The organism is Oscillospiraceae bacterium (assembly GCA_025757985.1).
Taxonomy (GTDB): domain Bacteria; phylum Bacillota; class Clostridia; order Oscillospirales; family Ruminococcaceae; genus Gemmiger.
Genome location: CP107210.1, coordinates 2,427,918 through 2,447,776, shown reverse-complemented (window position 1 = coordinate 2,447,776; position 19,859 = coordinate 2,427,918). Strand labels below are relative to the sequence as shown.

Genomic DNA, 19,859 nt, shown 5'->3' with positions numbered 1-19,859 from the left:
GAGAAAGCCTCCTCACGCAGTGGGGAGGTGACGAGCGAAGCGAAGTCGGAGGGGCTTTTGGCGCCTCGCGCCCGCCGTCCCCCTTACCTCACACCGGCCGCAGCACCAGCTCCAGCCCGTCCTTTCCCCAGCCGAAATCGGCGGCGGCGTAGCCGCGCTCCAGCACGCGGGGCAGGGCGGGGTCAGTCAGGGTGCAGCGGCGCAGCGGGTCGCGCCATTTGGCCAGCCCGCGCGCTGAGAAGATCAGCATCTGTGCGGCGCCTGCCATCGGACGCATGCCGCGCAGTGTCAGCCCGGCCGAGAGATACAGTGCGCAGAGGTCATCACACACATCCGGGCGTTCAATATCCAGCGGCAGCACGGCCCAGACATGATAGCTGGCGTAGCGCTCGGTCGCCCAGCGCAGCGCTAACCGAAGAAAATGGCGCAACTGCGTGTAATCCTCGCTAAGCACGGGCGGCGTCAGCACCGCGCCCTGCCCGTCTGCCCCGTAACCGGCGGCGCGCAGGCTGGTCGGCAGCGGGTCCTCGGCATAGAGCGGCAGCAGCGCGGCGGCGGCCTGCAGCTCGTTTTGGCCGGCGTAGTCACCAACGATCTGCCCCTCCTCCAGCGCGGGGTGCAGGCAGGGCAGCAGCGGCAGTCCGCCCGGGCCGGTCAGGGTGCGCAGCGCGGCGGCGTTGTCGGCCGTCAGCACGCGGGCATCAAAGGTGTGGGTGCGTTCCAGTGTTTGCAGCATAAGTAAAGATCCCTCCGTAAAAAGTCATTACAGGACTTATTGTAAGGAGGGACGGGCATAAAAAATGTCGCATCCCGGGGTGAGATGCGACATTTTTTAAGTATGCTTTGTCTGGCGTTTTTCTTCGATCAGATCCTCAAAGCTGCGCTGTTTTGTGAAAAAACGCCGATAGGGATTGTCGGGCAGCGGCGGCGAGTTCGACTTGGGCGGCTTGGGCGGCTCGATTTTCCGCCGCAGATGCCCCTTCAGCGGCGGCAGCGGGCGGCTCATTCGGCGGCGGTGGAAACGGCACCGGCGGTCAGGGCGTCCCACAGCGCGGCGCAGTGGGCGTAGTTCTCGGCCTGCTTTTCATCCCAGACGCCGCGGCGGCCCACATACAGATGCTCCAGCACGCTCTGGTTCGTGCCGGTCGCATCGTCCATCAGGGTATAGCCGTCATAGCTGCCAAGCTCCAGCCCGGTCAGCACGGGGCAGTCCGTCCAGCGGTAAACCATCTTGCGCCAATCGGGGTCGGCAGTCTCGGGGTCATCGTCCACTGTGCCGTCCAGATATTGCAGCACACCGGTGCTTTTCTCAAAGCCCTCGGGGTCCTCCAGCAGGAAGATGTAGGTCTTGCCGCCGCTGGCCAGTTCAGCGCTCAGCCGGGTGACGCCGGCCATCTGGTAGTAGGCATCGGTGCTTTCGTTCTCGGCGTCAAAATCGACATTGTAGGTCGCAACCTGCACCACGACCTTGCCGTCGCCGTTCTCGTCCTGGCAGAAGGGAGTCAGCGCGTTCTGCAGGGCGTTGACGGTATCGACCGGCAGCTCGTGGGTGCCTACATAGGCAATCTGCACATCGGGCCGGGTCTGAAAGACCGTGTCCTTGATGATCCAACCGCCGAAGAAAACGGCGGCAACACCGATCACAACAGCAACCCAATGGTAGTGCCACCAGTTGGCGGCCTTTTCAGCCTTTGTATATTCGCGCGGGGGCTCCGGCGTCTGGTTGTAGGTTTCGGTGCTGTCCTTCGTGACCCATGCCATAGTGTGGATACACTCCTTTTATAATATCTTTCCTATTATACCACAAATCGACCGGGAAAATTGTAAACTTATTTTGACCACGCCTTGCAAGAGGAAGGGAAAGAGGGTATGATAAAGAGGAAAAAAAGGCTTCCCCCCTTGGGGGAAGCTGTCTGCGAAGCAGACTGATGAGGGGCGGTCCGCCCATTGCTGCCCGTTACCGGGCTGCCCGGCACACCTGCCCCTCATCCGGCGCTGCGGCGCCACCTTCCCCCAGAGAGGGGAAGGCAAAGAAATTATCAACAGGGAGAACCACCATGTCCAACCAACCTGAAACAAACGAAACACCGGCCACCGGCTATACGCCTGCGCCGCGCAAGGTCGGGCTGCCCCGCTTTTTTGAGCTGCTCGGCCGCGACCTCTGGCCGCTGTATAAGTCCAGCATACTCTGCGTGGCGGGCTTTCTGCCCGGCACTGCGCTGGCCATTCTCGGCATGATGGGCGGCTCCGCCCTGCTGACCGTGGTGGGCGGCGTGCTGGGCGGCCTTTTGGGCGGGCCGTTTTTGTCCGGCATGATCGACACGGTGCTGCGCGCACTGCGGGACGAGCCGGGCTACTGGTGGCACACCTACAAGCGCGCATGGAAGCAGAACTGGAAGCAGAGCCTGCTGCCCGGTGCGCTGCTGGGCCTGTTTGTAGGCAGCTGGAGCTGGATGCTCCGCGCACAGGCGCTGGCCGGCAACACCAGCACCGCGCTGTGGGTGGCCTCGCTGGCAGGGATCTTTGTCTGCACCGGCTTTTTCAGCTGGCTGCTGGCGCAGGTGCCGCTGGTGGATCTGCCGCTGCCCCAGCTTGCCAAAAACGCCGGGCTGATGTTCTTCGGCTTCTTCCCGCGCACCTTGGCGGCCGCACTGGTGCTGGCCGTCTACTGGGGGCTGACGCTGCTCTACCTGCCCGCGACCATTCTGGTGATCGTGGTGTTCGGCTTCTGGCTGCCGGTCACGGTGGCCGGTATGATCCTCTACCCCGGCCTTGATAAGGTATTCAAGCTTGAGGAAACGCTCGCGGCCCGCCGCGATGCCGAGATCGAGGAACGGATGGAGCAGAACCGCCCCAACTTCGACCATTAACAGGGGGGACCCGGTATGGATAAAAATACCGTACTGCTGCGGGATACCGAGGCGTTCATGCGCGGCGAGCTGGACAATGTGACCGTTGCGCAGAACAGCATTGTGCTGGATCTGGTGCAGGGCAGCTATGTGCCCTACGGCTGCTACACCAGCGCCCCGCTGCCAATGCCGCTGTTTGACGCGCTGCGCGTCAGCTGGAACGCAGCCAGCCCCGACGGCACGGCGGTCGAGGCACAGTGCCGCGTGCTGGTGGACGGCAACTGGACGCAGTGGGTCGGCTTTGGCAAGTGGAGCCCCTGCCTGCACCGGGAGGGCGTGCCCTATCAGGAGCGCGGCCCCGTGCAGCGCTGGCATGACCATCTGCAGCTGGACAGCAAATGCGCCACGATGGTGCAGCTGCGCATCTACCTGTACACCCGGGACGAGAAGGCCAGCCCCCTCGTTACCCTGCTGGGCGCAAGCACCCATGTGGTGGATGTGATCCCCGCGCGCGGGCGGCCTGTCAATGCGCGGATGCATATGATGCCCTACGCGGTGGCGCACCGCGCCCCGGCGCTGCGCCCGTGGATGGATCTGGCCATTGCGCTGGCAAGCCTGACCAACCGCTGGGGCGCAGACCTGCTGCCCGAGGAGTTCGCTCAGGTGCTGCGGGACTGGCGCACACCCGATGACCACGACCCGCGCAGCCTGAGCTTTGCTGCTGCGGCTGCCGCACGGTGGGGCTTCCCCGCGTGGGTAGCCTACGGGGATCTGGCGCTGCTGCGCGCCGAGGCCCGCGCCGGCTACGGTGCGGTGGTGCGCCTGCAGGCGGCCCCGGCGCAGACCGCCGCCGGTATGCCGGAGACCCGCTATGTGGCGGTGCGCGGTTTTGCCGCCATAGACGGAAACCCGCAGGTGCTGCTCTGTGACCCATGGGCCGGCGAGAACGACTTTGACTGCGAGACGGCGGTGCCGCTGGATGAATTTATGGTGGCGTGGGACAATGTGGCACTGCTGATGCGCCAGCGCACCGACAATACGCCCCCGCTCGGCCGTACCCGGTGCAGCGCATGGCTGCGTCCGGTGGGCACCGATGCCCCCGGTCTTTACCGGCTTTACATCAACGGCGAGGAGCATCCCCTGCCGGAGGATTTCTGTGCGCAGGGCGGGGTGCTGGCCTACAGCCTGCCCGATGCCTGCCCCCACGCGACCACCGCCCACCGCCGCTTTGTCTACACCGAGCCGACCGATGGTGGCATCATGCTGGAGCATGGCGACACCGCCCGCAAATACACGGTCTACGCCATCGAGACCGACGGCAGGATGATCGTCGGCGATGTGACGGTGTGACAGAAACGGACGAGGCGGCATCAAAAAACGCTTGTGGGGGCGAGCATTGCTCGCCCGCGCCCGTTTGTCTGTGAAAAAAAGCCTTCCCGGAAAATGCGCTGCTGCGCCAAGTCGGCGGGCGGCCAATGGCCGCCCCTGCACATCCAAAGGGGGGCAAAAATGTGATTTTTCAATACGCAGAGAGGAGCTTCGGCTCCTCTTTTTTTGTGGTGTATGTACAGTTTCTCTTTTACAGGTGTCTTGACACATGACATGAACGGTGCTATACTGGGCAACGCGATCATCCAATACAGAGGGACAGGAAGTCAGGGAAACTATGATGAGATTTGATGAATACTACGATGTTGTCATTGTCGGCACCGGCGCAGCGGGTTTATACTGCGCGTTGAACTTTCCAAAGCGTTATAAAGTGCTGCTGCTGACCAAGCAGAAGGCGGACGAGTGCGATTCCTTTCTGGCGCAGGGCGGCATCTGTATGCAGCACGGCGAGGCGGACTACCGTTCCTTTTTTGAGGATACGATGCGGGCCGGCCACTATGAGAACGATGCCGCCACGGTGGACCTGATGATCCGGTCCTCCAACTCGATCATCCGCGATCTGGTGCGCCGCGGCGTGCGGTTTTCCCGGGACGAAAACGGTGACCTGCGCTTTACCCGCGAGGGCGCGCACTCCCGCGCGCGAATCCTCTTTCATGAGGATGTCACCGGGCGTGAGATCACCCAGACCCTTCTTGCGGAGGCCCTGCGGTGCGAAAACATCGAGCTGCGCGAGAATACCGTGATGCTCGACTTCTTTGCCGATGCGGCAGCCTGCGGCGGCGTTGTTGCAATGGGCCCGGACGGCGCAGTGCGGGCCATCGGCGCGGGGGCGGTCGTGCTGGCCTGCGGCGGCATCGGCGGGCTGTATAAAAACTCGACCAACTACCCCCACATCACCGGCGATGCCATTGCCATGGCGCTGCGCCATGGCGTGGCCTGCCGCCATCTTGATTATATCCAGATCCACCCCACAACGCTGTTCAGCCGCAAAAAGGGCCGCCGGTTCCTCATCTCGGAGTCGGTGCGCGGCGAGGGCGCGCTGCTGCTGGACAAAAACGGAAACCGCTTTACGAATGAGCTGCAGCCCCGCGATGTCGTCAGCGCGGCCATCCGCGCCCAGATGGAGAAGGACGGCACCGAGCATGTGTGGGAGGATATGCGCCCCATCGGCGAGGCGGTCATCCGCGAGCATTTCCCCAACATTCTTGAGCGGTGTGAGGAGGAGGGCTACGACCCCCTGCATGAGCCGATCCCCGTTGTGCCGGCCCAGCACTATTTTATGGGCGGCATTCAGGCGGACTTAAGCAGCCGCACGGCCCTGCCGCGGCTGTATGCCTGCGGCGAGACCTGCTGCAACGGCGTCCACGGCCGCAACCGGCTGGCCAGCAATTCCCTGCTGGAATCTCTGGTCTTTGCACAGCGCGCCGCAGATGATATACTGTTTGGGGAGCCGCCCGCCTTTACGGGCGATGCGCCCGACCTTGCCCCCTACCGGGAGACCGAGCCGCTGTTTGCGGCCTACCGAACCGAAGTTTTGAATGCGATCGAGAGGAGCAAAAATCATGAATGAGATCATGCGTCTTTTAAATGTGGACCCGCTGCTGCTGCAGGCCCTGCGGGAGGATATGCCCGGCGAGGATGTGTCCACCAACGCCGTTATGCCCTGCGCCTGCCCCGGCACCGTTGACCTGATCGCCAAGCAGGACGGTATTGTTGCCGGTCTGGATGTCTTTGCACGCGTCTTTACCCTGCTGGACCCCGCCACCGAGGTCGAGTTCTTCTGCAAGGACGGCGATGCGGTCAAAAACGGCGAGGAGCTCGGCGTTGTCAACGGCGATATCCGCGTCCTGCTCTCCGGCGAGCGCGTGGCGCTGAACTATCTGCAGCGGATGAGCGGCATTGCCACCTACACCCATGAGGTCGCATCCCTGCTGGAGGGCACCGGCATCACCCTGCTGGACACCCGCAAGACCAGCCCGAACAACCGCGTGTTTGAGAAGTACGCCGTCCGCGTGGGCGGCGGCTGCAACCACCGCACCGGCCTGTCTGACGGCGTGCTGCTCAAGGATAACCACATCGGCGCGGCGGGCGGCGTGGCCAAGGCGGTTGCCATGGCCAGAGCCTACGCGCCCTTTGTGCGCAAGATCGAGATCGAGGTCGAGAACCTTGACCAGACCCGCGAGGCAGTCGAGGCCGGTGCCGACATCATCATGCTGGACAATATGAGCGATGCCGATATGCGCGCCGCCGTGCAGCTGATCGCAGGCCGCGCCCAGACCGAGTGCAGCGGCAATGTCACGAAGGAAAACATCGCCCGCCTCAAGGACATCGGCGTGGACTTTGTCTCAAGCGGTGCGCTGACCCACTCGGCCCCGATCCTTGACCTCTCGATGAAGCATCTGCGCCCGCTGGACAAGGAGGAAGCCTGATGACCACCGCCGAGCGCCGGGAGGCCATTCTGGCCCAGCTGGGCCGCAAGCCCATTGCAGCCCGGACATTGGCTGCCAAGTACGGCGTCAGCCGTCAGGTCATCGTGCAGGATCTGGCGGTGCTGCGGGCCGCGCACCCGAATGTGATCTCGACCGCGCGCGGCTATGTGCGCCAGCAGGCGGAGAGCGCCTGCACCCGCGAGTTCAAGGTGCGCCACACCCCCGCCCAGACCGGGCTGGAGCTGAACCTGATCGTTGACTGCGGCGGCCGGGTGTGCAGCACCAGCATCAGCCACCGCGTCTACGGGCGCATCACGGTCGAGCTGGACATACGCTCCCGTCAGGATGTGCTGGAATTTCTGCAGGCGTTTGAGGACAGCGCCTCGACCGTGCTGTCCACCGCTACGGACGGCTACCACTACCATCTGGTGGAGGCAGCCACCCCCGAGCGGCTTGATCTGATCGAAAAGGAGCTGCAGGAGCACGGCTTTCTGGCACCGCTGCAGCCGTGGGAAAAATAACAGGCCGTATATAAAGATAGAGGTTGAACAGTATGACAACGCATGAGCTGCAGCAGGAGATCCTGCGCCTGAAGAAAGAGAAGAATGTCTGTATCCTGGCCCACGCCTACCAGAGCCAGGCCGTGCTGGAGGTTGCCGACTACACCGGCGATTCCTACGGGCTGAGCGTGCAGGCCGCCAAGACCGATGCGGCGGGCGTCATCATGTGCGGCGTGCGGTTTATGGCCGAGACCTGCAAGATCCTCAGCCCGGAAAAGACCGTCTGGCTGGCAAACCCGATGGCCGGCTGCCCGATGGCCGAGCAGCTGGACCTGCCCGCGCTGCGGGCGCTGAAGGCGCAGTACCCCGGCTACGCCACAGTGGCCTACATCAACACGACCTCGGCGCTGAAAACCGAGTGCGATGTCTGCGTGACCTCCTCCAGCGCCGTCAACATCTGCCGTGCGCTCGATGCCGATAAGATCCTGTTCATTCCGGACCCGAACCTTGGCAGCTATGTGGCTGCGCAGCTGCCCGAAAAGCAGTTTGCGTTCTACCACGGCGGCTGCCCGCGGCATATGGTCGTTTCGGCGGCCGATGTAGCCCGGGCGCGCGCCGCCCACCCGGACGCGGAGCTGCTCGTCCACCCCGAGTGCCGCGCCGAGGTCGTGGCGCAGGCCGACTATGTCGGCTCAACGACCGGCATCATGGCGTATGCGAAAAAATCCGCCGCGCGGGAGTTCATCATCGGCACCGAGAACAGCATCGTGGAGCATCTCTCCTTCGACTGCCCGGACAAGAGCTTCTACCCGTTGGCCGTGCAGCTGACCTGCATGAACATGAAGCTGACCACCCTGCCCGACATCTACCGCTGCCTGCTGGGCACCGGCGGCGAGCAGATCACCCTGCCGGACGACATCATGGCCGGTGCGGGCCGCTGCATCCGCCGCATGGTTGAGCTGGGCGGCTGATACGGCCCACGCTGCGGGCGGGCTTTCAGCAGATTGTTTGGGGCGCTTTCCGCTTTTGCGGGGGCGCCCCTTTTTATTTTTCTTGCAAAATCGCTTTTCAGCGGGTACAATAGTATCCGAGGTGAACTACGATGAAGCTGCTCATTGCATCGGACATCCACGGCGCGGCGGACTGCTGCCGCAGCCTGCTGGACGCATGGGACCGCGAGGGTGCGGACAGGCTGCTTTTGCTGGGCGATATTCTGTACCACGGCCCGCGCAACGACCTGCCGCCGGCGTATGCCCCCAAGCAGGTGCTGGCCCTGCTCAATGCGCGCAGGGACCGTATTTTCTGCGTGCGCGGCAACTGTGATACCGAGGTGGACCAGATGGTGCTGGAATTCCCCATTCTGGCCGACTATGCCGTGCTCACAGCGGGGCAGCGGCTCATCTACGCCACCCACGGCCACCGGTACAACACGGCCCACCTGCCGCCGCTGCAGCCGGGGGATATTCTGCTGCACGGCCACACCCATATCCCCGCGTGGGAGCAGTTCGGCCGTGACAACCTGTACCTCAACCCCGGCTCGGTCTCGATCCCCAAGGAAAACAGCCCCCGCAGCTATATGACGCTGCAGGACGGCGTGCTTGTGTGGAAGGATTTGGACGGGGCAGCGTATCATACCCTGCATTTGTAATAGACGGAATGCTGCACGGGCGGCCTATATGCCGCCCGTGCAGCGGTTTCGCAGCCACAACCTGACAAATAGGAGAAACCCATGAAAATCCCTGCAAAAGGCTTTACCCACGGCGGAAAATTCCATGCCGATGATGTTTTTTCGACTGCGCTGCTGCAGATCCTGCGCCCCGACATCCAGATCACGCGCGGCTTTACCGTGCCCGATGACTTCGATGGCATCGTCTACGATGTCGGCGGCGGTATGTTCGACCACCATTCCGAGCCGCGGGAGACCCGCCCCAACGGCGTGCCCTACGCGGCGTTCGGCCTGCTGTGGCGGGTGCTGGGCGCCCAGCTTGTGGGCGAGCATCAGGCACGCCTGCTGGACGAGAACTTTATCCAGCCCCTTGACCTGAACGACAACACCGGCGAGCAGAACTCGCTGGCCGATGCCATCGGCAGCTTTAACCCGCTGTGGGACTCAAAGGATGACCCCGATGCCTGCTTCTGGCGCGCTGTGCCGGTGGCAAGGCAGATCCTTGAAAACGAGATCGCCGCCGCCAACGCCGTCAACCGTGCCGATGACACGGTCCGTCAGGCCTACGCCAATATGCGGGACGGCATTGTTGTGCTGCCCGCCTATATGCCGTGGAAAAACGGCCTCTACAAGACCGATGCGATCTTTGTGGTCTACCCCAGCCAGCGCGGCGGCTACAGCGCCCAGTGCGTCAATGACCACCGCACCAAGCGCAGCAAGCAGCCCTTCCCGGTCGCGTGGGCCGGCAAGCCGGAGGAGCAGCTGCGCAAGATCAGCGGCCTCGGCCTGCGCTTCTGCCACCCCAGCCGGTTCCTGATTACCGCCGACGATAAGGCCGCCGCCATCGAGGCCTGCCGCCGCACCCTGCGGGCCGCCGGCCGCCCGGTCAGCGAATGACCGGCACGGCAATGTACGGCCCCGCTCCCAGCACCGCCGCCGACCGCGCGCCGACCCCCGCCCCGGCGTGGGTCTACCTGCTGCGCTGCGCGGACGGCAGCCTGTACGGCGGCTGGACGAATGATCTTGCCCGCCGCCTAAAGGCGCACCGCAGCGGCAAGGGCGGCGCACGGTACACAAAAAGCCATGGCCGTGCGTCTGTTCAGCTTGCCTACGCTGAAAAATGCGCCGACAAAAGCGCGGCCTTACAGCGCGAAGCAGCGATCAAAAAGCTGCCGAAGGTTGAAAAGGAGGCGCTGGCCGCAAAGTGGAGCGCCGACAACAAAATTACCCTGCGGATGGCAACGCCCGACGATGCCGCCGCCGTCTGTACGCTGTACAACTGGTATGTCCGCCACGGCGTGCAGACCTTTCAGTACACGCCGTCCACGGTCGAGGACTACCGCGCCAACATCGAGGAGGTGCTGCAGCACGCGCCCTTTCTGCTGGCGGAAAGCGCCGACGGCCGCCTGCGCGGCTTTGCCTGCGCCCACCTGTGGCACACGCGGGAGGCCTATGCATGGGATGTTGAAACGACCGTCTACTGTGCGCCCGACTGCATCGGTCAGGGTGTGGGCGGCCGGCTCTACCGCGCCCTGCTGGCGCTGCTGAAAAAGCAGGGCTACTACACCGCCTTTGCGCTGGTCACGGGCAGCAACCGGCAGAGCAACGACTTTCACCGCGCGCTGGGCTTTCAAAAGATGGCCACCGAGCGGCGCACCGGGTATAAGTTTGGCCAGTGGCTGGACCTTGACTACTGGCGTCTGCCCCTGCAGGATGCTGAGGGCGAACCCCAGCCGGTGAGAAAGCAGCTGACCGCAGAGGAAATTGCGGAAGTGACAGGGTAACGCCAGCTGGGCAAAGCCCCTCCGGTCATCGCTTCGCTCGACCACCTCCCCGCTATGCGAGGAGGCTTTCACGCGGGCAAAGCCCGCGCTAACAGGCTCCCCACAAGGTGGGGAGCTGGCCGAGCCTGCGAGGCCTGAGGGGCTTTGCAGCCTTCCCGCAAGCGCCCGCCCCCTGCAGCAAACCGCACCTGCCTTTTTTGACAAAAGGCAGGTGCGGCTCTTTTTTTATATTATATAGCTGTCAGATTGCGCCGTTCTCGCGCAGCCAGGCCTCCAGCTCGGCGGCGGGGCGGTAGCCGACCGAGCGGCTGACCTCCTGCCCGTTTTTGAAGAGCAGCAGCGCCGGGATGGCGTCGATCTTGCGGGCCATTGCCAGCTGCAGGTTTTCATCGGTGTTGACCTTGCCCACCTTCACGGTGGGGTGGGCGGCGGCCAGCTCCTCCAGCACGGGGCCCATCATCTTGCAGGGGCCGCACCAGTCTGCCCAAAAATCGACCACGACCGGCAGGGCGCTCTGCAGCACCTCGGCATCAAAATTCTGTTCGGTCAGCTTGATAGACATAGTCATTCTCCTTTTGTCCGGTGCAGGGGCGGGCAATGCGCCCCTGCGGTTATTGTACGGCATCCTGCAGCGTTTCCAGCAGCTTCGTCAGCTTTTCCTCGGCCTGCGGGCCGCCGAAGTTGATCATATTGCGCAGGGTCAGCGCGTCAAACATCTGGGCCATGGCCTCGGGCGGCATCAGGCCGTCCCCGCCGCCGTTGGTCATCGCTGCGGTCTCTGCGCGCAGGGCATGCTGCACCACGGGCGCGGTGCGCGGGTCCGCCAGCAGGATACCCAGCGGTGTGGTCTCGTCCACCTGCAGCGGCGGCAGGCGGGTGCCCGCGTAGTGCAGCGGCAGCGTGACGCGGATGTCCCGGCTGGAATGGCCGATCCGGATCTCATACCGGCCGGGCGCAGCGTACCAGTCATGCAGCGCGGCATCGTAATGGCTCAGGTCGCGGGGTGTCAGGGTAAAGGTGACGACCTGCTCCTCGCCGGGCTGCAGCGCGATCTTTTGGAAGCCGCGCAGCACCTGCGGCACCCGCCCGCCGGCAACCGGCGCGCCGGTCGTATCGGCTACATAGAGCTGCACGACCTCGGCACCCTGCATGGCGCCGCTGTTTTTCACGGTGACCTGCACCGTCACAAGGCCCTGATCCGCCAGCGTGTCGGCGCTCAGCACGGCATTGCGGTAGACATAGCCCGTGTAGCTCAGCCCGTGGCCGAAGGGCCAGCGCACCGGCATACGGCGGGCATCGTACCAGCGGTAGCCCACATAGACACCCTCGCGGTAGTCGGCCGTCACGCCGTCACCCGGGAAATCCAGATAGCAGGGCGTGTCCTCCAGCCGCAGGGGCCAGGTCTCGGGCAGGCGGCCGCAGGGGTCGGCATCGCCCCACAGCAGGGCGTCCTCGGCCTCGCCGACACCCTCGCCCGCAAGGTACATGCAGAGAACGGACGATACATCGTCCGCCCACGGACATTCCACCGGCGCACCGGTGTGCAGCACGACCACGGTGTTCTTCTGCACGGCGGCCACCCGGGCAATCAGGTTGTTCTGGCAGTCGGGCAGGCGCATGTGGCGGCGGTCGCCGCCCTCGCTCTCAAAGCTGTCGGGCAGGCCCGCAAAGATGACCGCCACATCGGCAGCCTCGGCGGCGGTGACGGCCCGCAGGAACTCGGCCTCGTCCCGCTGGTCGCGGTCGGCGGGGAAGCCCTCGACATACTGGACCATCCGGTCATGCAGCAGCGCGGCGTCCAGCGCGCTGACGGCGGTCGTGTTCACATGGCTTGAGCCGCCGCCCTGATAGCGCGGCTGGTCAGCATAGGCGCCGATGTAGACGACCTTCTGCCCGCGGTGCAGCGGCAGCGCGCCAAGGTTGCGCAGCAGCACGCCGCTCTGGGCGGCCAGCTCGGCGGCCAGCCGGTGGTGCGCGGCGCGGTCAAACGCGGCGGGCCGCTGCGCCAGATCCGCCGCCAGCAGGACGATGTTCAGGATGCGGGTCACGGCGCGGTCCAGCACGGCCTCGTCCAGTGCGCCGCTGCGCACGGCGTCGATGAGCCTGCGGTCGTTGACCCCCTGCGAGCCGGGCATCTCCAGCTCAAGGCCGGCGGCAATGCCCTTAACACGGTCGTTCACCGCGCCCCAGTCGGACATGACAAAGCCGTCAAAGCCCCACGCCCCGCGCAGAATGTCGGTCAGCAGCGGCTTGTTCTCGCTCGCATAGGTGCCGTTGAGCCGGTTGTAGCTGCACATCACGGTCCATGGGCGGGCCTTTTTCACGGCGGCCTCAAAGGCGGGCAGATAGATCTCCTGCAGGGTGCGCTCGTCCACGCGGCTGTTTACCGACAGGCGGCGGGTCTCCTGATCGTTGGCGGCAAAGTGCTTGATGCTTGTGCCTACGCCCTCGCTCTGCACACCGTTGATGAACCCTGCGGCCAGCTCACCGGCAAGGTAGGGGTCCTCGGAGTAGTATTCAAAATTGCGGCCGCACAGGGGGCTGCGCTTGATGTTGACGGCAGGCCCCAGCAGGATCTGCACGCCGTTTGCGCGGGCCTCCCGCCCGAGGGCGGCACCCATGCGGCGGGTCAGCGCCGGGTCAAAGGATGCGGCTGCCGCACACCCTGCCGGGAAGCAGACCGCCTCGATGCTGTCGTTGGGGTCGGTGCTGCCCTCCCGCTGGGTGCGCAGGCCGTGGGGGCCGTCGCTGACCTTGATGGCCGGGATGCCCAGCCGCGCGACCGCCTTGGTATGCCAGAAATCCGCGCCGGAGCAAAGCCCGGCCTTCTCCTCCAGCGTCAGTGCAGCGACAAGCTCTTGCACAGTAGGGTTCATGTTGGTTCTCCTTTGAAAAATAGCATGTGCTGTTTTCCACATTATAACACGCATGGTGTGGAAAATAAAAGAAAAAAGTGTAAAATTATAGCTGTGGGGACACAACCGGGACACAATCCTGCGGTATACTACCCCCAAAGGAGAGAAAAAGCGATGAATCACATACTGATCGCAGAGGATGAGCATCTGATCGCGCGGCTCGTTGAAATGACGCTGACCCGCGCCGGCTACCGCTGCACCGTGGCCGAGGACGGCCGCACAGCGGCGGATCTGATCGAAAAGACGGATTTTGATATGGCGATACTTGACATTATGCTGCCCGGGCTGGACGGCTATGACCTGCTGGCCAGCCTGAAGCCGCAGGGCGTGCCGGTCATCTTCCTGACGGCCAAGAGCGCTGTGAAGGACAGGGTGCTGGGCCTGCGGCTGGGGGCGGACGATTATATCACCAAGCCCTTTGCCGCCGAGGAGTTGGTGGCACGGATGGAGACCGTGCTGCGCCGCACCGGGCGCGGCGGGCGGGAGCTGCGCGCCTTTGACATACGGCTGGACACCCAGGACCGCACCGCATGGCGTGGTGATGCGCCGCTGGATCTGCGGCGGCGGGAGTTTGACCTGCTGGAGCTGCTGATGCGCAACCGGGGCGCGGCGCTCTACCGCGATGTGATCTTTTCGCGGGTATGGGGCGGGGAGCCGGACAGCGAATGTCTGCGCACCGTGGATACCCACATTGCCCGGCTGCGCAAAAAGCTTGGCTGGACGACCGAGCAGCTCGAGACGATCTACCGAGTCGGCTACCGCCTTAAAAAAGAATAGGGCGGTGCGGGGAAAAAACACATTCTTGGCCGATTGCATGTGTAGGGGCGACCATTGGTCGCCCGCCAACCTGACGCGGCAGCGCGTTTTCCGGGAAGGTTTTTTCACAGGTAAACGGGCACGGGCGAGCAATGCTCGCCCCTACATTCTCTGCGATGGGAGGCTGTGGGTTTTCGACACCCTTAGGCCCTACTATTTATAAAGGAGAGCAATCATGCGTTACGCACAAAAAATGGTCTGCCTGCTGGTGCTGGTGCTGGCGGCGTCCTTCGGCATCGGCGGGTGCGTGCTGCTGTACAGTGATTTCGCCGTGCAGCGCAGCCGCGCCGCCGCCTCCGACGCCGCCGCCCACGCGCAGGCCTGTACCCTGCTGCAGACGGAGATCATCGACCTGCAGCGCCGCGGTGTCTCCATCGGGGACGCCGCCCTCACTGCCCGGGTCGAGGCGCAGCAGCGCCCGGCCGCACTCTGGCGGGGGGACACCCTTGTCTGCGCCACCCTGCCGGGGCTGGCGGACTTCCCGCTGGAGAATGCCGCCGCCGTCACCGTCCGTACCGAGGGCGCAGTCTACACCATCTACGCCAGTGACCTGCAGGGCGGGCTGCGGCTCGTCACTGCCTACGACCGCACCGAGCTGTACCGCGGCCGCCGCGCTGCGCTGACCCGGTTCCTTGCGCTTGAGGTCGTGGTGCTGGGGGCGGCAGCGCTCGTCACGGCGCTGCTGGCCGCGCGGCTGACCCGCCCGCTGGCTGTGCTGACCGAGGCCGGGGCGCAGATCGCCGCCGGTGACTATGCCCGCCGCACCGCGCTGCACACCGGGGACGAGATCGAGACGCCTGAGCCGCAGCTTTGACGCAATGGCGGACGCCGTGCAGGAGAAGATCGCCGATCTGCAGGCCGATGTTCAACGGCGGGAGGATTTTGTCGGGGCGTTCACCCATGAGCTGAAGACCCCGATGACAAGCATCATCGGCTATGCGGATATTCTGGCCACGATGCAGACCGACCCCGCAGAGCAGCGCGAGGCCGCGGCAGCCATCGCCCATGAGGGGCGGCGGCTTGAGGCGCTGAGCCATAAACTGCTGGCGCTGCTTGGCCTGAGCGAGGAGGCGCTGACCCTGACGGCGGTCCCGCTGGACAGCCTGTGGCCCCGGCTGCGGGCGGCCTGCCCGGCAGCGGTGCTGCAGACCCCGCCGCCCCCTGCGCCCATCGTGGCCGGGGATGCCGAGCTGCTGCTGGATCTGCTCTGCAATCTGGTGCAGAACGCCGTGCGGGCCGCCGCGCCCGGCAGCCCCGTTGCGCTGTACTGCAGCCAAAGCGGGGATGCCGTCACCCTGACGGTGGCCGATACCGGCTGCGGCATCCCCCCGGAGGAGCTGCCCCGCATCACAGAGCCGTTTTATATGGTGGATAAATCCCGCGCGCGCCGTCAGGGCGGCAGCGGGCTGGGGTTGGCGCTCTGCCAGCGCATCGCAGCGGCCCACGGCAGTGCGCTGCAGATCGAAAGCGAGCTGGGCAAGGGCACACGGGTCAGCGTGACGCTGCCCGTCTGGAGGGAGGTGCAGTCATGAAGCTGTGGGAGCATCCGCGCCTGACGGGGGCGCTCTGCGCGGCGGCTGTGCTGGCCTGTGCCGCAATGCCCGCCGCCTTTCTGGCAGTGACGGACGCCGCGTATATCGGGCGCGTTGTGCCGGTGGCCGACCCCTACACAGCGCCCACGCCGGCGGCGGACGACTACTATATCCTGCGCCAGCTGGCCGCCCGCCGTCAGGACAGCGCCATGCTGCCGCGGGCTGAGGAGCCGACCGCGCCCGGCACCCCCAAAATGTACATAGGGGCGTCCGCAAGCCTGCAGTCGATGAGCTACGCCGATGCCGCCACCGCCGATGCGGCAGAGCAGGCGCTGCAGCGTCTGGCCGACTGCGGTGTGCTGCCCGGGGACTGGGCCGCGCAGCAGGACACCGCCGCCGAGGAGGACAGCTACACGGATTATGACGGCCGCTGGTATGACCTGAACGCAGCCTTCTGCGCGACCGACAGCCTCGGCTTTGTGACGGTGCGGTGGTATACCCTGCAGGGGGATATGCTGCTGACGCGCAGCAGTGTCACGATGGACAGCCGCACCGGCGCAGTGGTGGAGGTCTGGCTCTCGCTGCCGGCCGGGGACGCCGAGGCGCTGCCCCTGCCTGATGAGAACGCCCTGCGCGCCTTTGCAGCCCAGGCCGGGCTGGAAAGCCTCGGCGATTGGGCCGTACCCGCCGACAGTGCCTACCGCTGCGCCCTCTGCAGTGAAAACGGTCGGGCGCTCATCACGGCCTCCACCCACCCCTACACCTACGGCAGCTACACCGGCGCAGCAGGCGACCGGTGGTATTACAGCCTGAGCCTGCAGAAAATGTAAAGGGCGGCAGTGTCTCCAAACACCCCTCCGCCCACGCCATGCGGTGCGGCTGTCACGCGGGCGAAGCCCGCGCAAAAGCCGCCCCACGCAGTGGGGAGGTGGCCGAGCCTGTGAGGCCGGAGGGGCTTTGCCCGCTTCCCTTTACCATTTAGCTGAAAAATCAAAAAGGAGGCCCACATGAAAAACTGCATCTCCATCATCCTGACCGCTGCAATGACCCTGACTCTCGCGGCCTGCACCGCTGCCCCCGACCCGGCACCCCTCGCCACTCCCACGCCGGAGCCGACGGCAGCGCCCGCAGCCCCCGCAGCGCCCGCAGCCCCCACGCCTGCCCCCGCCGCTGATTTCTATACCCTGAAAAGCTACGACGGCTCCTACGATGACGGCACCGCCTACTATGAGTTCACGCAGCGGCTCGGCTACGCGCTGCTGCTGAAAACCGACTACGCCGCGGCGGTTCAGTCCGTCTGCTGCGCCGTCCCCGGCTGTGCCCACGATACCGACGCCTGCCCGGCTTATTTCCCGGGGCGGGCCGGCCGCTACGAGGTGGTCGCGGCGGGGGACACCGTGTATGTCTGGCACATCTCATTTTTTTATGACGACCAGAGCTGGGATGACTACTGGGCGGAAAAACTGGCAAGCGGCGTCAGGGATAGGGAACCCTTTGATACCCTGACCGATGCGGAATTTGAAGCCGAGTACCGCGGCATCTGGACCGAGCAGAGCACGCCGCCCTGCCTTTACGCCGTTGACCCCGCCGCAGGCAAGACCCGCACCGACCTGCCGCTGACCTACCGTGACTACACGGTGGATGTCTGCGATGGCAGCACGCTCTACGGTGAGCGGGTGACAACACCGTACAGAACGCAGGTGTCTCCCGGAAGAATCGGGCCAACGCCCGCCTGCCGCATCGACCTTGCCACCGGGCAGGCGGAGACCTTTGTGCTGGAGCCCACCGAGCATTACCTTGCGGGCTTTGACGGCGCACTGCTGACCTGCCGCTATGTGACCGATGCGCCGCTGCCCACCGATGCGGAGCAGTATGCCGCCGCCATCCAGAGCGCCACGGTGGAGATCGACCGCCTTGACCCCCGCACGAGTGCGCGCACCAACCTGACCGAGCGCCCCTACAGCAATGCCGACTATGAGAATAACGGCTGCTTTATTGGTGTGTACAACGGCAAGGCCTACTTTGAGGAGCGCGAGATCATACCGGGAAGCGGCTTCCGCCGCACGGTCCTGACAACGGTGGACGCCGCAGGCCGCGCCGAAACCGTCTGGGACCCGTGGCCGCAGGCGGAATGGGTGCTGGGCGATGACGGCGGCCGGTATATCTGGTTGTACAGAGATAACTACAACACAAGCGACGCCGCCCGCGCCCTGCTGGACACCGAAACCGGGCAGATCACACCGGTGACGCAGGCACTGCAGACCGGCAGCGGTGCCGTCAGCCTGCGCGGCAAAGCGCACGATGGCCGTTGGCTGGTCGTCATCGGCGCAGACAGCGTCGGAAGGACCACGGACTACGGCCTGATCGACGCCGATCAGTTCGCCGCCGGAAGCACGGACTGGCAGCCGGTGACAATGTGGCAGGGGTAAAACGGCAGCCTGCCGCCGCAGAACCGGCTGCGAAAGCACAAATTTGTCCTTGTATCAAATACAGTGGCGCGCCCGCTGCAAACAAGATTTTGAAAAGTAAACAAAAAACTCTTGAAAAATTTCTTTTGTGGTGGTAACATGAAGGCGGTGTTTGAATTTATATAAAGGAGTGTTCTACTTATGGCAATTCAGAATGCTTACCTGCAGGGTGTATATGAGGGCCTTGCAAAGCGCAACCCCGAGCAGAAGGAGTTTTTGCAGGCGGTCGAGGAAGTCCTCGAGAGCCTCGAGCCTGTTGTTGAGGCTCACCCCGAATATGAGAAGGCCGGTCTGATCGAGCGCCTTGTCGAGCCCGAGCGCATCATCATGTTCCGTGTGCCTTGGGTGGACGATGCCGGTAAGGTGCAGGTCAACCGCGGCTACCGCGTCCAGTTCAACTCCGCCATCGGCCCCTACAAAGGCGGTCTGCGTTTCCACCCCTCTGTCAACCTGTCTATCCTGAAGTTCCTCGGCTTTGAGCAGTGCTTCAAGAACAGCCTGACCGGCCTGCCCATGGGTGGCGGCAAGGGCGGCGCTGACTTTGACCCCCACGGCAAGTCTGACGCCGAGGTCATGCGCTTCTGCCAGAGCTTTATGACCGAGCTGTACCGCCACATCGGCCCCGACACCGACGTGCCCGCCGGTGATATTGGCGTTGGCGGCCGTGAGGTCGGCTATCTGTTCGGCCAGTACAAGCGCTTGCAGAATGAGTACACCGGCGTCCTGACCGGCAAGGGCATCCCCTTCGGCGGCTCCCTCGCCCGTACCGAGGCCACCGGCTACGGCCTGTGCTACTTTGCCAAGGAAATGCTGGCTGACGCCGGCAAGAGCTTCGAGGGCCAGCGCGTGGTCATCTCCGGCTCCGGCAATGTGGCCACCTACGCCAACCAGAAGGCCACCCAGCTGGGCGGCAAGGTCATCGCCATGTCCGACTCCAACGGCTACATCGTGGACGAGAACGGTATTGACTATAAGGTCATCAAGGAGATCAAAGAGGTCAAGCGCGCCCGCATCAAGACCTATCTGGAGTATGTCCCCACCGCCAAGTATGTCGAGGGCAGTCAGGGCATCTGGACCGTCCCCTGCGACATCGCCCTGCCCTGTGCCACCCAGAACGAGCTGCGTCTGGACGGTGCCGAGGCGCTGGTCGCCAACGGCTGCTACTGCGTAGCCGAGGGTGCCAACATGCCTTCCACCCCCGAGGCCATCGCCTACCTGCAGAGCCACGGCGTTCTGTTTGCCCCCGCCAAGGCATCCAACGCCGGCGGTGTTGCCACCTCCGGCTTGGAGATGAGCCAGAACAGCCTGCGCCTGTCCTGGACCTTCGAGGAGGTCGATGAGCGTCTGCACAACATCATGGTCAACATCTACAAGACTGCCGCCACCACCGCCGAGAAGTACGGCATGAAGGGCAACCTTGTGGCCGGTGCCAACATCGCCGGCTTTGAGAAGATCGCCTCCGCCATGATGAGTCAGGGCATTGTCTGATACAAACGCAGACAGCCCCGGTA

20 protein-coding genes are annotated in these 19,859 nt (G+C 64.5%); 15 read left to right on the top strand and 5 right to left on the bottom strand.

Going from position 1 to position 19,859, the window contains the following annotated elements; all coding sequences use genetic code 11:
- Nucleotides 1-88: 88 nt before the first annotated feature.
- The 3 genes from OGM67_11705 to OGM67_11695 form a co-directional block, all read right to left on the bottom strand.
- Nucleotides 89-736 carry a hypothetical protein gene (locus OGM67_11705; protein ID UYJ34237.1) on the bottom strand — a complete coding sequence of 216 codons (648 nt, stop codon included), beginning with the start codon at nt 734-736 and terminating at the stop codon, nt 89-91.
- A gap of 96 nt (nt 737-832) precedes the next feature.
- The gene (locus OGM67_11700; GenBank protein ID UYJ34236.1) at nt 833-1,006 is read right to left on the bottom strand and encodes a hypothetical protein; all 174 of its coding nucleotides are present in this window, start codon (nt 1,004-1,006) and stop codon (nt 833-835) included.
- Nucleotides 1,003-1,761, bottom strand: a complete 759-nt coding sequence (locus OGM67_11695) for a hypothetical protein (GenBank protein UYJ34235.1) — start codon at nt 1,759-1,761, stop codon at nt 1,003-1,005. The genes OGM67_11700 and OGM67_11695 overlap by 4 nt, the downstream gene beginning before the upstream one ends.
- 296 nt (nt 1,762-2,057) lie before the next feature.
- Here OGM67_11695 and OGM67_11690 point away from each other — a divergent pair, with 296 nt between their 5' ends.
- From OGM67_11690 to OGM67_11650, 9 genes are all read left to right on the top strand, one after another.
- Nucleotides 2,058-2,870, top strand: coding sequence for a DUF624 domain-containing protein (locus OGM67_11690; protein ID UYJ34234.1), 813 nt, complete (start codon nt 2,058-2,060; stop codon nt 2,868-2,870).
- Between the two features lie 15 nt (nt 2,871-2,885).
- On the top strand, nt 2,886-4,199 hold the full coding sequence (locus tag OGM67_11685; GenBank protein UYJ34233.1) for a hypothetical protein: 1,314 nt from the start codon (nt 2,886-2,888) through the stop codon (nt 4,197-4,199).
- Between the two features lie 319 nt (nt 4,200-4,518).
- Nucleotides 4,519-5,808, top strand: coding sequence for an L-aspartate oxidase (locus tag OGM67_11680; protein ID UYJ36229.1), 1,290 nt, complete (start codon nt 4,519-4,521; stop codon nt 5,806-5,808).
- Entirely contained in the window at nt 5,801-6,667 is an 867-nt protein-coding gene (nadC, locus tag OGM67_11675) for a carboxylating nicotinate-nucleotide diphosphorylase (GenBank protein ID UYJ34232.1), read from the top strand. Before OGM67_11680 ends, nadC begins: the two co-directional genes overlap by 8 nt.
- Nucleotides 6,667-7,188, top strand: coding sequence for a transcription repressor NadR (locus OGM67_11670; protein ID UYJ34231.1), 522 nt, complete (start codon nt 6,667-6,669; stop codon nt 7,186-7,188). Before nadC ends, OGM67_11670 begins: the two co-directional genes overlap by 1 nt.
- Nucleotides 7,189-7,220: 32 nt before the next feature.
- Nucleotides 7,221-8,138 (top strand): quinolinate synthase NadA, encoded by a 918-nt coding sequence (nadA, locus tag OGM67_11665; GenBank protein UYJ34230.1) that lies wholly within the window; start codon nt 7,221-7,223, stop codon nt 8,136-8,138.
- Nucleotides 8,139-8,269: 131 nt separating this feature from the next.
- Nucleotides 8,270-8,815, top strand: a complete 546-nt coding sequence (gene yfcE / locus OGM67_11660) for a phosphodiesterase (GenBank protein UYJ34229.1) — start codon at nt 8,270-8,272, stop codon at nt 8,813-8,815.
- Nucleotides 8,816-8,896: 81 nt separating this feature from the next.
- The gene (locus OGM67_11655; protein ID UYJ34228.1) at nt 8,897-9,730 is read left to right on the top strand and encodes an MYG1 family protein; all 834 of its coding nucleotides are present in this window, start codon (nt 8,897-8,899) and stop codon (nt 9,728-9,730) included.
- On the top strand, nt 9,727-10,617 hold the full coding sequence (locus tag OGM67_11650; GenBank protein ID UYJ34227.1) for a GNAT family N-acetyltransferase: 891 nt from the start codon (nt 9,727-9,729) through the stop codon (nt 10,615-10,617). Before OGM67_11655 ends, OGM67_11650 begins: the two co-directional genes overlap by 4 nt.
- A 241-nt stretch (nt 10,618-10,858) precedes the next feature.
- Here the strand turns inward: OGM67_11650 and trxA are convergent, their stop codons facing one another.
- Complete coding sequence (trxA, locus tag OGM67_11645; protein ID UYJ34226.1) at nt 10,859-11,179, bottom strand: thioredoxin; 321 nt, start codon at nt 11,177-11,179, stop codon at nt 10,859-10,861.
- Between the two features lie 49 nt (nt 11,180-11,228).
- Nucleotides 11,229-13,493, bottom strand: coding sequence for a glycoside hydrolase family 3 C-terminal domain-containing protein (locus OGM67_11640; protein ID UYJ34225.1), 2,265 nt, complete (start codon nt 13,491-13,493; stop codon nt 11,229-11,231).
- 153 nt (nt 13,494-13,646) lie between these two features.
- Here OGM67_11640 and OGM67_11635 point away from each other — a divergent pair, with 153 nt between their 5' ends.
- The 6 genes from OGM67_11635 (at nt 13,647) to gdhA (ending at nt 19,836) form a co-directional block, all read left to right on the top strand.
- A complete protein-coding gene (locus tag OGM67_11635) occupies nt 13,647-14,309 on the top strand; it encodes a response regulator transcription factor (GenBank protein UYJ34224.1) in 663 nt (220 codons plus the stop codon).
- A gap of 214 nt (nt 14,310-14,523) precedes the next feature.
- Complete coding sequence (locus OGM67_11630) at nt 14,524-15,162, top strand: hypothetical protein (GenBank protein ID UYJ34223.1); 639 nt, start codon at nt 14,524-14,526, stop codon at nt 15,160-15,162.
- On the top strand, nt 15,101-15,880 hold the full coding sequence (locus tag OGM67_11625) for a HAMP domain-containing histidine kinase (protein UYJ34222.1): 780 nt from the start codon (nt 15,101-15,103) through the stop codon (nt 15,878-15,880). Before OGM67_11630 ends, OGM67_11625 begins: the two co-directional genes overlap by 62 nt.
- Nucleotides 15,877-16,710 (top strand): hypothetical protein, encoded by an 834-nt coding sequence (locus tag OGM67_11620; GenBank protein ID UYJ34221.1) that lies wholly within the window; start codon nt 15,877-15,879, stop codon nt 16,708-16,710. The genes OGM67_11625 and OGM67_11620 overlap by 4 nt, the downstream gene beginning before the upstream one ends.
- A 177-nt stretch (nt 16,711-16,887) precedes the next feature.
- A complete protein-coding gene (locus OGM67_11615) occupies nt 16,888-18,309 on the top strand; it encodes a hypothetical protein (GenBank protein ID UYJ34220.1) in 1,422 nt (473 codons plus the stop codon).
- Between the two features lie 180 nt (nt 18,310-18,489).
- A complete protein-coding gene (gdhA, locus tag OGM67_11610; GenBank protein UYJ34219.1) occupies nt 18,490-19,836 on the top strand; it encodes an NADP-specific glutamate dehydrogenase in 1,347 nt (448 codons plus the stop codon).
- Nucleotides 19,837-19,859 lie beyond the last annotated feature (23 nt).

Excerpts from the sequence above, each read along its gene's own strand:
- OGM67_11705 (UYJ34237.1), bottom strand. The coding sequence starts at position 736 with ATGCTGCAAACACTGGAACGCACCCACACCTTTGATGCCCGCGTGCTG.
- OGM67_11700 (UYJ34236.1), bottom strand. The coding sequence starts at position 1,006 with ATGAGCCGCCCGCTGCCGCCGCTGAAGGGGCATCTGCGGCGGAAAATC.
- OGM67_11695 (UYJ34235.1), bottom strand. The coding sequence starts at position 1,761 with ATGGCATGGGTCACGAAGGACAGCACCGAAACCTACAACCAGACGCCG.
- OGM67_11690 (UYJ34234.1), top strand. The coding sequence starts at position 2,058 with ATGTCCAACCAACCTGAAACAAACGAAACACCGGCCACCGGCTATACG.
- OGM67_11685 (UYJ34233.1), top strand. The coding sequence starts at position 2,886 with ATGGATAAAAATACCGTACTGCTGCGGGATACCGAGGCGTTCATGCGC.
- OGM67_11680 (UYJ36229.1), top strand. The coding sequence starts at position 4,519 with ATGAGATTTGATGAATACTACGATGTTGTCATTGTCGGCACCGGCGCA.
- nadC (UYJ34232.1), top strand. The coding sequence starts at position 5,801 with ATGAATGAGATCATGCGTCTTTTAAATGTGGACCCGCTGCTGCTGCAG.
- OGM67_11670 (UYJ34231.1), top strand. The coding sequence starts at position 6,667 with ATGACCACCGCCGAGCGCCGGGAGGCCATTCTGGCCCAGCTGGGCCGC.
- nadA (UYJ34230.1), top strand. The coding sequence starts at position 7,221 with ATGACAACGCATGAGCTGCAGCAGGAGATCCTGCGCCTGAAGAAAGAG.
- yfcE (UYJ34229.1), top strand. The coding sequence starts at position 8,270 with ATGAAGCTGCTCATTGCATCGGACATCCACGGCGCGGCGGACTGCTGC.
- OGM67_11655 (UYJ34228.1), top strand. The coding sequence starts at position 8,897 with ATGAAAATCCCTGCAAAAGGCTTTACCCACGGCGGAAAATTCCATGCC.
- OGM67_11650 (UYJ34227.1), top strand. The coding sequence starts at position 9,727 with ATGACCGGCACGGCAATGTACGGCCCCGCTCCCAGCACCGCCGCCGAC.
- trxA (UYJ34226.1), bottom strand. The coding sequence starts at position 11,179 with ATGTCTATCAAGCTGACCGAACAGAATTTTGATGCCGAGGTGCTGCAG.
- OGM67_11640 (UYJ34225.1), bottom strand. The coding sequence starts at position 13,493 with ATGAACCCTACTGTGCAAGAGCTTGTCGCTGCACTGACGCTGGAGGAG.
- OGM67_11635 (UYJ34224.1), top strand. The coding sequence starts at position 13,647 with ATGAATCACATACTGATCGCAGAGGATGAGCATCTGATCGCGCGGCTC.
- OGM67_11630 (UYJ34223.1), top strand. The coding sequence starts at position 14,524 with ATGCGTTACGCACAAAAAATGGTCTGCCTGCTGGTGCTGGTGCTGGCG.
- OGM67_11625 (UYJ34222.1), top strand. The coding sequence starts at position 15,101 with ATGCCCGCCGCACCGCGCTGCACACCGGGGACGAGATCGAGACGCCTG.
- OGM67_11620 (UYJ34221.1), top strand. The coding sequence starts at position 15,877 with ATGAAGCTGTGGGAGCATCCGCGCCTGACGGGGGCGCTCTGCGCGGCG.
- OGM67_11615 (UYJ34220.1), top strand. The coding sequence starts at position 16,888 with ATGAAAAACTGCATCTCCATCATCCTGACCGCTGCAATGACCCTGACT.
- gdhA (UYJ34219.1), top strand. The coding sequence starts at position 18,490 with ATGGCAATTCAGAATGCTTACCTGCAGGGTGTATATGAGGGCCTTGCA.